Annotated in this window: 11 protein-coding genes; 6 read left to right on the top strand and 5 right to left on the bottom strand. The window is 53.6% G+C overall.

Annotation, left to right across the window (positions count from 1 at the left end; all coding sequences use genetic code 11):
- Nucleotides 1-66: 66 nt before the first annotated feature.
- Nucleotides 67-1,536: a beta-barrel assembly-enhancing protease gene (bepA, locus tag SAMA_RS10010; protein ID WP_011760026.1), complete on the bottom strand. Its 1,470-nt coding sequence runs from the start codon at nt 1,534-1,536 to the stop codon at nt 67-69.
- Between the two features lie 103 nt (nt 1,537-1,639).
- Here bepA and SAMA_RS10005 point away from each other — a divergent pair, with 103 nt between their 5' ends.
- Both SAMA_RS10005 and SAMA_RS10000 read left to right on the top strand, forming a co-directional pair.
- Nucleotides 1,640-1,870, top strand: coding sequence for a sulfurtransferase TusA family protein (locus SAMA_RS10005; protein ID WP_011760025.1), 231 nt, complete (start codon nt 1,640-1,642; stop codon nt 1,868-1,870).
- A 57-nt stretch (nt 1,871-1,927) separates the two neighbouring features.
- Complete coding sequence (locus tag SAMA_RS10000; RefSeq protein WP_011760024.1) at nt 1,928-3,046, top strand: AI-2E family transporter; 1,119 nt, start codon at nt 1,928-1,930, stop codon at nt 3,044-3,046.
- A gap of 99 nt (nt 3,047-3,145) precedes the next feature.
- Here the strand turns inward: SAMA_RS10000 and bcp are convergent, their stop codons facing one another.
- Nucleotides 3,146-3,610: a thioredoxin-dependent thiol peroxidase gene (gene bcp, locus SAMA_RS09995; protein ID WP_011760023.1), complete on the bottom strand. Its 465-nt coding sequence runs from the start codon at nt 3,608-3,610 to the stop codon at nt 3,146-3,148.
- Between the two features lie 26 nt (nt 3,611-3,636).
- On the bottom strand, nt 3,637-4,164 hold the full coding sequence (locus SAMA_RS09990) for a glycine cleavage system protein R (RefSeq protein WP_011760022.1): 528 nt from the start codon (nt 4,162-4,164) through the stop codon (nt 3,637-3,639).
- Nucleotides 4,165-4,336: 172 nt separating this feature from the next.
- Here SAMA_RS09990 and dapA point away from each other — a divergent pair, with 172 nt between their 5' ends.
- From dapA to SAMA_RS09970, 4 genes are all read left to right on the top strand, one after another.
- Nucleotides 4,337-5,218, top strand: a complete 882-nt coding sequence (gene dapA / locus SAMA_RS09985; protein WP_011760021.1) for a 4-hydroxy-tetrahydrodipicolinate synthase — start codon at nt 4,337-4,339, stop codon at nt 5,216-5,218.
- Nucleotides 5,219-5,260: 42 nt separating this feature from the next.
- Entirely contained in the window at nt 5,261-6,325 is a 1,065-nt protein-coding gene (bamC, locus tag SAMA_RS09980; protein ID WP_011760020.1) for an outer membrane protein assembly factor BamC, read from the top strand.
- 385 nt (nt 6,326-6,710) lie between these two features.
- On the top strand, nt 6,711-7,796 hold the full coding sequence (locus SAMA_RS09975; RefSeq protein WP_011760019.1) for an efflux RND transporter periplasmic adaptor subunit: 1,086 nt from the start codon (nt 6,711-6,713) through the stop codon (nt 7,794-7,796).
- Entirely contained in the window at nt 7,793-10,897 is a 3,105-nt protein-coding gene (locus tag SAMA_RS09970; RefSeq protein WP_011760018.1) for an efflux RND transporter permease subunit, read from the top strand. Before SAMA_RS09975 ends, SAMA_RS09970 begins: the two co-directional genes overlap by 4 nt.
- A 91-nt stretch (nt 10,898-10,988) precedes the next feature.
- Here the strand turns inward: SAMA_RS09970 and SAMA_RS09965 are convergent, their stop codons facing one another.
- Nucleotides 10,989-12,710, bottom strand: coding sequence for an AMP-binding protein (locus tag SAMA_RS09965; protein WP_011760017.1), 1,722 nt, complete (start codon nt 12,708-12,710; stop codon nt 10,989-10,991).
- A 256-nt stretch (nt 12,711-12,966) separates the two neighbouring features.
- Nucleotides 12,967-13,977, bottom strand: a complete 1,011-nt coding sequence (locus SAMA_RS09960; protein ID WP_011760016.1) for a D-alanine--D-alanine ligase — start codon at nt 13,975-13,977, stop codon at nt 12,967-12,969.
- Nucleotides 13,978-14,009: the final 32 nt, after the last annotated feature.

The raw sequence follows: 14,009 nt of genomic DNA, 5'->3' as shown, positions 1-14,009 counted from the left end.
AAATTGGCGCAGATGATATCAAAAAAAACAGGCCCCGTCAGCGGCGGGGCCTGTTTGACAATCCGGCTACTTTAGCTCGTCCAGGGCTCTTTCGGCATCTTTAAACTGGCGAATGCGGGCTTCAATACGCGCCAGCTGCAAGGCATCGTCCTTGGTGTAGCGATAGGCGAAGTTGAGCTGATCGACTGCGCCCTTGTAATCTGCTGCAAGTGCCAGGGTTTCGGCGGTGGAAAAGTGCTCCAGTGCCTTATTGCCAGCTTTTCGGTAGGCCTGGGTCATCAGCTGGTAAGGCAGTGGATTTTGCCTGTCGAGGAACACCATGTCTTCCAGGAGGGGAATGGCCTTCGCACCCTCGTCCGCTTCAATATACACGTTAGCGAGGTTGGCATTGATTACCTGAGAGGTAGGCTTGAGTTTACGCTTGGCCTCCAACAGCTTGATGGCTGACTGGAAGTCTTTGCGCTCAGCGAGCAAATCGGTTTTGGTATCGAGATAGAACAGATTGTTGTCATCCCGAGCAAGCAATTTGTCGATGATGGCTTCCGATTCTTCAAAGCGCTTCAGGCGAAACAGTGCCAGTGCCTTGCCATAGAGGGCTGCACTTTCAAAGGTATAGCTGTGGCGTGAGAGTTGTTTTTCAAACAGATTCAGTGCCGCTTCTTCACTGTAACTGGAGAACCTGACCTGTACCCTGGCTCTTGCCAAATGGTAGTTCAAACTGTCCGGCACATACTTGTGAGGGTATTGGGTCGCCCGCGTGCGGGCTTCGCTTATGCGTGACTCAGGCAAGGGGTGAGTCAACAGCATTTGTGGCGGCTTGGTGGTGAAGCGGTAACGACTGGCAATCTTACCGAAAAAGTCTGCTGCCGCTTCGGGGTCAAACCCAGCCTCCACCAGAATTTGCATCCCTATTCGATCGGCTTCTTTTTCATGCTGACGGGTGTAGTTGATTTTTGACTGGGTAGCGAGCGCCTGGGTGGTGGCGAGAGCGGCCATGCCTGCCTGGGGAGCGGCGATGGTAAGTAATATCGCGCCAAGGAGACCGGCAATGGTGGCAGGCCCCGATTTTTGCTGTGCTTCCAACGATCGCGCCAAATGGCGCTGGGTGACGTGGGTGATTTCGTGGGCCAGTACCGATGCCAGTTCACTCTCGGTGTCAGCATTTAAAAAGAGCCCCGTATGCACGCCCACATGGCCCCCGAAAAACGCGAAGGCGTTGATTTCGTCGTTACGCAGCAAGAAAAAGTAAAAAGGCGTTTTCACGCCGGTGGCATTGGCGACAAGTTTGTTGCCAAGTTCTGTAAGGTATTGGCTCAGTACAGGGTCGTTGAGCAGGGGCGCCGACGAGCGAATGACTCGCATGTAGGCATCCCCGTAGATCATTTCTTTTTCCAGACTGAAGGTGTTAACCGCTGCCGTACCCAGATCAGGTAAATCGTTGCTCGCAAAACTCTTGGCTGCCGGTAAGGTGAGCATGATGGATAAACCCGCCGCAGCGAGCGTTTTTGTCAGTCTGGAAAGTGTCAAATTACGCAAGAGGATAAAGGTCCCTGTGTTGGTGTCCGGCCTTGGGCAAGTCGCTTGTGGTTTCGCGTGCAAGCAAGGATAATAGCCCCGGTTTAGCGAAGGCAAGTTCATTATGGTTTTTATCGATTTAACAGCATTTCGATGTCCTGTGCCTCTGGTGCAGGTGAAGCTGGCGTTAAAAAAATTACCGGCCGATGAAACACTTGAAGTTGCTCTATTGGACAATGGATCCCGCCGTGATGTTCCCGCGTTTTTGGAAAAACAGGGTTACGGGGTAGAGTGTACCCAGGACGACAACACTTGCCTTAAACTTCTTATCAGCCACGTGTCCCATACGCTGTAGCCGTATTCAGTAACCCATATTCAGTAACCATAGCGATCTTATCTGTAAGGAGCCCCAATGCTCGAATTCGTGACTCGCTGGTACAAGGACAAGTTCAGTGACCCCCAGGCAGTGACCCTGCTGTTTATCCTTTTTGGCCTCTGGGCGCTGATTTATTTTGCCGGTGGTCTGCTCGCCCCCTTGTTGGTGGCGCTGGTGCTGGCCTTTTTGCTCGAGTGGCCGGTGGCACAAATGTCCCGCATCGGTGTAAACCGCACCACAGGGGCATCGCTGATGTTGGTGCTGTTTGCCGGCATAGTGCTGTTAATGGTGTTTGGTTTGGTGCCAAGCCTCTGGAAGCAGGGCATGTCACTTTTGACCGAGCTGCCTGCCATGCTCGATAAAGGCATGGGTTACCTTGAGGAGCTCACCCAGAAGTACCCTCAATACGTCAGTGCCGAACAGGTGATAGCCATGGAAACCGAGCTTAAGCGCATGCTGGACACTCAGCATCTACTGGATATCGGTAAGCAGATCCTGGGCTTCTCGGCGTCGCTGTTGGTGCTGATGGTGTACACCATTTTGGTGCCGCTGCTGGTGTTCTTCTTCCTGAAAGACAAGGAAGAACTTATCCGTGGCAGCAAACGCTTTTTCCCCAGTAACCGCGAGCTTGCCCGCAAGGTGTGGGGGGAGATGAACCAACAGATTTTCAACTATATTCGCGGCAAGGTGATTGAAATCATTATTGTTGGCGCCGTGAGCTACGTGTTTTTTGCCTTTATGGGCTTGCGGTATTCGGCGCTTTTGGGGGTTCTGACCGGTTTGTCGGTGCTTATTCCCTATGTGGGCGCGACCCTGGTGACCCTGCCCATTGCTCTGGTTGGTTTTTTTCAGTGGGGTTTCTCTCCGGAATTTGGTTACCTGATGTTGGGCTACGGCATTATTCAGGCGCTGGATGGGAACGTGCTGGTACCTGTGTTGTTCTCTGACGCAGTGGATTTACACCCGGTTATCATCATTGCGGCGGTATTGGTGTTTGGCGGCCTGTGGGGCTTTTGGGGGGTGTTTTTCGCCATCCCGTTGGCATCTCTCGTAAAAGCGGTGGTCAATGTGTGGCCGCGGAATCATACGTCCGATAAATCAGATGGCGACGGCCCTGCGGGTAACGGCATAACGGATAAAACCGTCAGTGAATAAGCTTGCAGTGTAGACGTGTCACTCTGTGTAACATTAAAAAAGGCCCATCAGGGCCTTTTTTAATGTCATATTTTACCGCGAGTTTTATCGCCAGTTCACTCAGCCAAGGGCTTCCAGTACGGTTTCATGGTGGGTCTTGGTTTTGAACTTGGTGAGATCCTGAGTGATGGTGCCGTCGGTTCCTACGATAAAGCTCAAACGGTGGATGCCATCGTATACCTTACCCATGAATTTCTTCTCACCCCAGACACCAAATGCGTCGGCCACGGCGTGGTCTTCATCGGACAGTAAGTGGAAATTAAGACCATGCTTTTCTTCAAACTTTTTCAGCTTGGCCACAGGGTCAGGGCTGATGCCAAATACAGTCACGCCCTTGGCATCCAGTTGCGGCTTGCTGTCGCGAAGGCCACAGGCCTGGTCGGTGCAGCCGGGCGTCAGCGCCTTGGGATAAAAATACACCAGCACTGGCCCGTTCTTAAGGCACTCAGCCAGGGAAATCATCTCACCATTTTGATTGGGCAAGGTAAAATGCGGGGCTTTATCGCCTGCTTTTAAGGTATTCATTAGTCGTCCTTTTGGTTAACACCGGGTTAGCTTTGCATTCTCTTAATCTGGCATGCCAGCGACATGTCGCTTGCCAGTTCATGAATACTCTTTTCGAGCTTATCCAGTTCAACTTTTTCAGGAATATTGATGGCGAGGAACACGTGCTGAATAGATTCGCCTGCTGCCGTTTCCTCGGCGTTTGAGCGCACCGCCGCCAAATCCAGCGAACGGTCGGCCAAAAACTGAGTGATGCGCTTCATGGTGCCGCGCTGGTCCTTTCCGTGGAATTCCACCTCAATTCGCGACACATAGTTTTGTGGGGTGTGGCGCGAGGTGCGCTTCATCACGGTCAGCAGTTCCATTTCCACCGACAATGGGGGCAGGGCGGCTTCAATTTTGGTGATGGCGGCCCAGGAGCCGGACACCATCATGATCAAGGTAAATTCATTGCCGAAAAGCGCCATGCGGCTGTCGACGATATCACAATCACAGTCACTGGCCAGACGGGCGAGCTTGCTGACGATACCGGGACGATCGGATCCCATGGCGGTGACGACCAGGTAATTGGTCATGTAGGTTCCTCTTATTGTGTCGTTGTCATGGCGTCTTTTTAACCACATCGGCAGTGGTTTTGACGCGCGCCAATGCTACCACAAACAAATCCTTTTGAGAGCCCTGTAAATGGCTTGTCAATCGCCATAGGGGTCAGTACCATAGCGAATCCTGCAACCTTGGGGAAGTCAGATGATAAACGGAAGCATCGTAGCCTTAATCACGCCTATGAACAGTGATGGCTCAGTGGATTTTGCAAGTCTTGAGAGTTTAGTCGAGTTTCATATCGCCAATGGCACCGACGCCATTGTGGCCGTGGGGACCACGGGCGAATCGGCTACTCTGCCAATGAAAGAACACATCAATGTGGTAGCCAAAACCGTTGAGTTTGCCAAGGGCCGTATTCCGGTTATCGGCGGCAACGGCGCTAATGCCACTGCCGAGGCAATCGAGCTGACCCAGGCCCTGTCTGCAACTGGTGTTGCGGCCATGCTGGGGGTGACGCCTTATTACAACAAGCCCACGCCTAAAGGCCTGGTTGCCCACTATAAAGCGGTGGCTGCAGCTACTGACATTCCGCAAATTCTGTATAACGTGCCCGGCCGTACTGCGCTGGACTTGAAGCCTGAGACTGTTGCTGAGCTTTGCGACGTGGCTAACATCATCGGCATCAAAGAAGCCACGGGTGATGTGAGCCGTGTAGCCCGCCTGCGTGAACTCTGCGGCCCCGACTTTTTGCTGTACAGCGGCGATGATGCCACTGCACGTGAGTTTTTGCTGGCTGGCGGTGATGGGGTGATTTCGGTTGCCAACAACATAGTGCCTGCTCAGTTTAAAAAGATGTGCGCACTGGCGCTGGCCGGTGACATCGAGGGCTCTTTGGCGGCCGATGAACCCATGCGTGGTCTCTACAGCACACTCTTTTGCGAAGCCAACCCTATCCCGGTGAAATGGGCTGCCCATCGTATGGGACTCATCAAGGAGGGTTTTATTCGTTTGCCACTGACTGAACTTTCTGAGTCCTGCCATGGTCTACTGCTCGATGCCATGAAAAAAGCTGGACTGGAGGTCTAAGTCTTGAAGTTGAAACAAATTACCCCATTCGTTCTCGTTGCCATGGCAGCTGGTTGCACCACGCCAATGGAGCGCCGTCAGGCCAACGGGAACGATGAGTACGTGAACGCACAAACCACAGCGCCACTGAAAGTACCTGAAGGGCTCAAGTCCCCCAACTACAGCCGTGAATACGATATTCCGACTCTGGGTGCCAAGGCCAATCGTGAATTGGTTGGTAAAAACCTCGATATACGTCCACCGCTGCAGGTGCTGCCAATGGCGGAAGGCACGCGGGTGGAAGAAGGTTCGGATAACGTAAAGGTCATTGTTGAGTCGTTCGACAACAGCCTGGATCTGAAACAGGAGATTTTTGGTCTGCTCAAAGATCATCTGCAAAGCCGTAACATTGAGATAGTAAAAGAAGACTTTGCTTCAGGCACTCTGGAAACCGGTTGGATTGAAACCCAGGAAGTGTTGGAGTCCAGTCTCTGGGGCTCAGACAAGGTCTTTAACCTGAAACAGCGTTACCAGTATCAGGTGGAAGTTCGCCCACATGGCCGCACCGGTGCTGTGATCATTAACTTGGTTGACCATCAGGAAAGCTATGATGGCGATGATTTGAAGACTGCGCTTTCCGCTGACGATAAGCGTCGTTACGCCATTGATATGCTCAACAACTCTATTGCCTATATGGCAGTGAAGCGTGAACAGGCCATCAAGGCCAAGCGCGTCCGCGAAAGTCTGGGCATTGGTGTAGAGCTGGTGGATGGCGCTGAAGAGGGCGATGCCTTTTATTTGGCCCAAGGCGATTTCAATCAGGTATGGGGTCGTTTGCGCCTGGTACTGCCCGAAATGGGCTTCGAAATTGCTGATATGGACAGCAGCAAAGGGGTTTACTTCCTGAACTACAGCGACAATTCCGGATTCTGGAGTTCGCTGTGGGGCGATGCCAAGCTTGAGCTGAGTAAGGGCACCTATAAGCTTAACGTCAAAGATGGTGAAACCAAGGGCACCAGCGAGTTGCATATCCTCGATAAGGAAGACAGCCCACTGGCCGACGAGAAGGTCGCTCAGATTTACCGTGCGCTTGCCGAGTTAATGAAAGAAGAGCGAAAAGTCCGCTGATTACCTATGCGTAATTCTGGTTGACAGACTCGCTCCAATAAATCCGCTTGCTTTTAAAGCAGCCAATAAAAAAGAGGCCTTAAGGCCTCTTTTTTATTGGGGTTTTAGCGGCTGGCAGCCTAATCAGTCAATCCGCTTTCCTTAGTAGAGGCTAAAGGGAGATGCTCTGAGGTCTGCTCGACATCAAGCACAAGTCACTTTTGAAGCCAGATGAGGCCGCACGACGTACTTTTGAACCAAAACTGTCATAAAAGCGTATTTTGTAAGGAAAAGTAAAACGTGTTGAAGCCCGGTTGCTCGCAGGTAAACTAGCCTCTAACCGGAAAGCCGGCGTCCGCCTATTGGTGGGCGATAACGATAACACAGCCTGAACTTCGGAAGTCACATGAAAAAGATAGCGTTTCTTTTAGCCCTTGTAGGGGGTGCGGGTGCCTGGTATCTGTATTCTCTGGATGAGTCCACCGGTGGTCCCGCTCGTCCTCGCCCTGTGCCCAATGTCGTCGTGACCAAGGTAGCTACCCAGGAAGTACGGGATGAGGTTGAAGCCCTCGGCACAACCCACGCCAACGAGTCTGTTACCATTACTGCCAAGGTTACCGACGTTGCCACCAAGGTGAATTTCAGCGACGGCGATATCGTCCGCGCAGGACAATTGTTGGTTCAGCTTCAGGATGCCGAGCAGCGCGCCCGGGTTCAGGTTGCCAAGGTTAAGGTTATCGACAATCAGCGCGAATTTGACCGTATCCGTTCGCTGGTGACCAGTCAAACCGTGGCCGAGCTTGAACGTGACCGGCTGCAAACCCTGATTGATACCAGCCGTGCCGAGCTGGAGCAGGCGGAATCTGCACTGCGTGATCGTGCCATCACAGCCCCCTTCGCCGGCCGCCTTGGTCTGCGTCAGGTCAGTCCCGGCGCGCTGGTGACGCCCGGCACAGCGGTCACAACCCTCGATGACATTTCCACCATCAAGCTGGACTTTGCGGTTCCCGAACGCTTTTTACCTCAGCTGCATCCCGGTAAAGCGGTGGAAGCCCAGGCTGTTGCCTACGAAGGCCAGCTCTTTACCGGCAAGGTAACCTCCATCGACAGTCGGGTTAATCCTTCTACCCGTGCCGTAACCGTACGCGCCGAAATTCCCAACCCCGATGCCAAACTGCTGCCGGGGATGCTGATGAAAATTCGCCTCATCAAAACCAGTCGCGAAGCCATTATGGTGCCTGAATCGGCCATTATACCGCTGCAAAACCGCCACTATGTATATATGGTGGGCGCCGACAACAAGGTGGATCGTCGTGAAGTGACCATCGGCCTTCGTAAGCGCGGCTGGGCCGAAATTGTTGATGGTTTGGCGCTTGGCGAAACCATCATGATCCGCGGGATCCTCAAGGTTCGCCCCGGCGACCAGGTGACCCCTGAACTTAAAGAACACTTCAGCGCATCCGTTGCCTCCGATGAGGAGAACGCTGCATGATCCTGACAGATCTCTCTGTTAAACGTCCGGTATTCGCCTCGGTAATCAGCTTGCTGCTGATTGCTTTTGGCTTGGTGGCCTTTGACAAGCTGCCACTGCGGGAATATCCCCATATCGACCCGCCCGTGGTGTCCATCGAAACCAATTACCGGGGCGCCAGTGCCTCAGTGGTGGAAAGCCGCATTACCCAGTTGGTGGAAGACCGCGTCAGCGGGGTAGAGGGGATTCGGCACATCAGCTCGTCTTCCAGTGACGGTCGCTCGTCCGTAACCCTGGAATTCAACATCAACCGCGACATTGAAGCGGCTGCCAACGATATCCGTGACCGGGTATCGAGTATGCTCAACAACCTCCCGGAAGAGGCTGACCCGCCGGAGATCCGTAAGGCCAACGGCGGCGATGAAGTGATCATGTGGCTCAATCTGGTGTCTGACAGCATGAACACCCTGGAACTTACCGATTATGCCAACCGCTATCTGGCCGACCGCTTCTCGGCGGTTGACGGGGTGGCCATGCTCCGTCTCGGTGGCGGCAAGGTCTATGCGCTGCGGATTTGGGTTGACCGTCAGGCGCTGGCGGCGCGAAATCTGACTGTCGCCGACATCGAGTCCAAACTGCGCTCGGAAAACGTGGAGCTGCCGGCAGGCTCAGTCGAGTCCAAAGAACGTCACTTTACTGTGCGCCTCGAACGTACCTTCAGAACCTCGGAAGACTTTGCCAACCTGGTATTGGCCCAGGGTGACGATGGTTATCTGGTGAAACTCGGCGATGTGGCCAAGATTGAACTCGGTTCAGAGGAAGAGCGCATCATGTTCCGCGGTAACCGCGAGTCCATGATTGGCCTTGGGGTCACCAAACAGTCCACCGCCAACACTCTTGAGGTGGCGCGGGCGGTAAACAAGCTGGTAGACCAAATCAATCCGACCCTGCCTCCCGGTATGGAAATCAAGCGCAGCTATGACAGCTCGGTGTTTATTGAAGCCTCCATCAAAGAGGTATACACCACGCTTATCATCGCCATGCTTCTGGTTATTCTGGTGATTTACCTGTTTCTGGGCAGCGTTCACGCCATGCTTATCCCCGCAGTTACAGTGCCTGTGTCGCTGCTGGGAACCTTTATCGTGCTCTACGCCCTTGGCTACACCATTAACCTGCTGACCTTGCTGGCGATGATCCTCGCCATTGGTATGGTGGTGGATGATGCCATCGTGATGCTGGAAAACATACACCGCCGTATAGAAGAAGGGGAAAGCCCGCTGGTGGCCTCTTTCCTCGGGGCCCGTGAAGTGGCCTTTGCGGTGGTGGCAACCACTCTGGTGTTGGTCGCGGTGTTTATGCCAATCACCTTCCTTGAGGGCGACTTGGGCAAACTCTTTAAGGAATTTGCGGTGACCATGAGCGCCGCGGTGATGTTCTCAAGTCTGGTGGCCTTAAGCTTAAGCCCCATGATGTGCTCCAAGCTGCTGCGCCCCACCAGTGAAAGCTCCTGGTTGGTGAAGAAAGTCGATAAAGGCATGGATTGGCTCGAGCACACCTATCGCAGTTCACTTGAGCGCACCATTCGCCACCCACTGGCGGTGAGCCTCACCGTTATCGCCGCCCTCGGGCTCAGCGTGTGGATGATGCAGAAGGTGCCTCAGGAATTCGCTCCCCGCGAAGATAGGGGCTCCATGTTCCTCATGGTGAATGGCCCCCAGGGCGCCAGCTATGAGTACATCGAAAAGTACATGAACGAAGTGGAAGAGCGCCTGATGCCCATGGTAGAGAGTGGCGAAATCAAGCGTTTGCTTATTCGTGCTCCCCGAGGTTTTGGCCGCTCTGCTGACTTTTCCAACGGTATGGCAATTATCGTGCTCGAAGATTGGTCGGCCCGCCGTAACGCCTTTGACATCATGAATGATATTCGCGGCAAACTCTCTGATCTGGCGGGTGTGCAGGCATTCCCCATCATGCGTCAGGGATTTGGTCGCGGCGTGGGTAAACCGGTGCAGTTTGTGATTGGTGGCCCTAGCTATGAGGAACTGGCCCAGTGGCGGGACATTCTGATGGCCAAGGCGGCAGAAAACCCCAAATTACTGGCACTGGATCACGACTACAAGGAAACCAAACCCCAGTTTCGCGTGGTCATTGACAGAGACAGAGCCGCCGATTTAGGCGTATCCATCTCCCACATCGGCCGTACGCTGGAATCCATGCTGGGCTCCCGTCTGGTGACCACCTTTATGCGTGATGGTGAAGAGTATGATGTCATCATTGAAGGTGATCGGGCCAAGCAGAATACGGCGCAGGACCTGTCGAACATCTATGTTCGCTCTGACCGCACCCGTGAGCTAATTCCGCTCTCCAACCTGGTGCATGTACAGGAGTTTGCCGACGCTTCCAGTCTTAACCGCTACAACCGGATGCGGGCCATCACCATTGAAGCCAACCTGGCGGATGGTTATAGCCTGGGTGAGGCGCTGGATTACCTGAACGACACAGTACGCACCTATTTGCCTGCCGAAGCCGTGGTGAGCTACAAGGGACAGTCCCTTGACTATCAGGAGTCCGGCAATTCCATGTACTTTGTGTTTGTGCTGGCCCTCGGTGTGGTATTCCTGGTGCTGGCCGCTCAGTTTGAGAGTTATATTCACCCTGCGGTGATTATGCTTACAGTTCCGCTCGCGACCCTGGGCGCCTTGATTGGCCTGTGGCTCACTGGGCAAACCATCAATATTTACAGCCAGATAGGCATTATCATGTTGGTGGGATTGGCGGCGAAGAACGGTATTCTTATCGTTGAGTTTGCCAACCAGCTGCGTGACAGGGGCGTTGATTTTATCGAAGCACTGCTCACCGCATCGACCCAACGCTTGCGACCTATTCTGATGACGGGTATCACCACGGCTGCCGGTGCTGTGCCGTTGGTGATGGCACAGGGCGCCGGTGCTGAAACCCGCTTTGTGATAGGTGTGGTGGTGCTGTCAGGCATCATTCTGGCCACCATCTTTACCCTGATGGTCATTCCAACTGCCTATGCACTGTTCGCCAGACATTCGGGCTCGCCCGATGCGGTGGCGCAAAAGCTGGAAGCAGAACTTGCGGGCAAGGCGAAACATTGAACTTAAAGGAGCTCACAAGCTCTGAGCTTGAATGACAGCAAAAAGGCCTGAACTGAGTTCAGGCCTTTTTATTGGGATTAGCATCATCAGATTAGCGATTGATATCCTGATAAAGCTCTTCGTACATCAATTCGCGCATGCGGAATTTTTGCAGTTTGCCGGTCACTGTCATCGGATAGCTCTCAACAAACTTGATGTACCTTGGCACCTTGAAGTAGGCCACTTTTTCGGTGAGGAAGTGGCGGATTTCCTGCTCGTCCAGGTTGGCGCCCGGGCGCAGCTTTATCCAGGCACAAACCTCTTCGCCATACTTATCGCTCTGCACCCCGAATACGGCGGCGTCCTGCACCTGTGGATGGGTAAAGAGCTTCTCTTCGATTTCCCGGGGATAGATGTTCTCGCCGCCGCGGATGATCATGTCCTTTATCCGCCCGACAATGCGTACATAACCGTGCTCATCCATCACGCCAAGGTCACCTGAATGCAGCCAACCCTCGCTGTCTATGGTATCGCGGGTTTTGGCATCGTCATTCCAATATCCCAGCATCACACAATAACCCCGGCTGCATACATCGCCCGGCTCACCAATGGGTTGGGTTTTGCCAAACACATCGACGATTTTTACTTCGGTGTGGGCGAGCGCCCGGCCCACGGTGGTGACTCTGAGCTCCAATGAAGAGTCGATTTCGGTGAGGTTGTTGATGGGGCTGCATTCGGTTTGACCATAACCTATCACCACCTCCTGCATGTGCATCAGGGTCTGTACCCGTTTCATCACTTCCTCGGGGCAGGTGGCGCCGGCCATAACGCCGGTGCGCAGGCTTGAGAGATCGTAATCGTTGAAGTTGGCGAGCTCCAACTCGGCAATAAACATGGTGGGCACGCCGTGCAGTGCCGTGCAGTGCTCTTTTTCGACGACGGCAAGTGTAGTGGCTGGGTCAAAGGCATCGCCGGGAAAAACGGCCGTGGCACCTGTGGCGACACACACCAGATTACCCAGCACCATACCAAAGCAGTGATAGAGCGGCACCGGAATGCAAAGCCTGTCCAGATGACTGAAGCGCATTCCCTTTGCCACCAACATGCCGTTATTGAGGATATTGTGGTGAGACAGGGTCGCGCCCTTGGGGTTACCCGTGGTGCCCGACGTAAACTGGATATTGATGGGATCGAAAGGGGAGAGTTTTTCGCTTATCCCTTGAAGGTCAGCATATTCGGCATCGCTTCCGAGGCTACACACCTTATCAAAGTTCAGCATGCCCGGCGTTGCCTCACTGCCGGTACGGATCACCAATTTAAGGTCCGGTAAGCGGCTCGATTGCAGCTGTCCTGCTTCACAGTGAGCCAGCTCCGGCGCCAGCGATTGCAACATCGCCAGGTAATCACTGCTTTTAAATTTGTCGTGGGTGATAAGGGCCTTGCAGCCCACATTGACCAGCGCGTACTCCAGCTCTTCGGGGCGGTAAGCGGGATTAATACACACCATGATGGCGCCGATGCGGGCGGTGGCGAATTGGGTCAAACACCATTCAATATTGTTGGGTGACCAAATACCGACCCTATCACCGGGACCTATCCCCAGCGCTAAAAGGCCTGTAGCCAATCGGTCGATTTCGGTCAGATACTGTCGATAGCTCCAGCGGATGTTCTGATGATGCATGACAATGGCTTCGTGATCTGGATAGCGGTTGGCAATGCATTCAAGGTAGCGGCCTATGGTGTCCTGAATCAGCTCAGGGGCATCGCTGCCGAGATAATGGCTCTGGGTAAGTGGAAGAGGGTTGGGCGCTGTGTGGTCTGAGGGCATGTGCATAAAGCCTCCATGGCGTTGCTTGTTGATTTGTCGTTATTCTTGTCTTTATTCCTGTTGTGTCGGTTTGCTGCCCATTCCTGAGCAGCCAAACCGATGAACTCTGACTCTAGCCAAAAGGCGATGCAAAGGACAAGCGCCACAATGCCGCTTTATACTAAAGGCTAATGCGATGATCTTGTGTGAAAAACCCGAATTTAGATGCGACACGCAATAAAAAAGCCAGCAATTCTGCTGGCTTGTATTTAAGGCTGTGGTATCAGCGCCCTTCGAGCTCTGCCAATATGGCCTGTTCCAGGAAGGTCGCAAAATCATGGCCGTGATGGGCCAGCATCTTGGGGAACATGGAAATTTGAGTCAATCCAGGAAAGGTATTGATCTCGTTCAGCAGGATTTGATTGTCTTCCGTCAGGAAGAAATCAATGCGCGACAGGTGGCGCAGCTTCATGCCTTTAAAGGCCCGCAGCGCATAGTCCCGAATGGCGGCAACCGTCTCTTCGTCCACGTCCGGGGCTTCCACATGGGTGACAGCCTGGCTCTTGGTGTCGTATTTTTCTTCGAAGCTGTAGAAGGTATTGGCGGCACAGACGATTTCGCCGGGACGGGTCGCCACGATTTCGCCCTGATAATCATACACCGCCACTTCCAGCTCTCTGGCCTTGATGGTTTTCTCTACTACCACGAAGGGGGCGTATTCGAAGGCCTTGCGGACAAGCCCTGGAATATCCTCACGACGATGGGCAGGGAAGCAGCCCACCGATGAGCCCTGACTCGCGGCCTTGATAAACACGCTGCCCCATTCATCAAACGCCGCTTCCACCCTGGCGATGGCGTCATTGCTTGGTTCATCAAGGTACAGATAAGGCGTATTGGGTATGCCCAGGGCACTGAACCACATTTTGGCGGTGATCTTGTTAAAGCAGTTGCTGGAGGCCTCTGAGCCGCAGCCAAAATAGGGCAGGCGGATAAGATTGAACCATGACTGAATATCGCCGGTCTCGCCTGGGTAGCCGTGAATGCAGGGAATGACATAATCCACTGACCAGGGGGCTTTTGCCTCGTCGGCGAAACGAATTTCACGGCGGTTGGTCAGCTCTACAATCTCACCTTCACGGGTGCGGAATTGGCCTTCAGCGGTCAGCTCAAGCCACAGGGTATTGAAACGGGGCAGGGTAGCCAGGCAGGACTCGAAGTATTTGGCCGAAAGCAAAGAGATATCGTGTTCGCTGCCACCGCCACCACAGAGCAGCACCAGATTGTATTTGTTCATCTTGTCTCCAAAAGACGTAAAACCGGCGTAAA

This window comes from Shewanella amazonensis SB2B, from assembly GCF_000015245.1.
GTDB lineage: Bacteria > Pseudomonadota > Gammaproteobacteria > Enterobacterales > Shewanellaceae > Shewanella > Shewanella amazonensis.
This window is presented reverse-complemented; position numbering and strand designations above follow the sequence as displayed.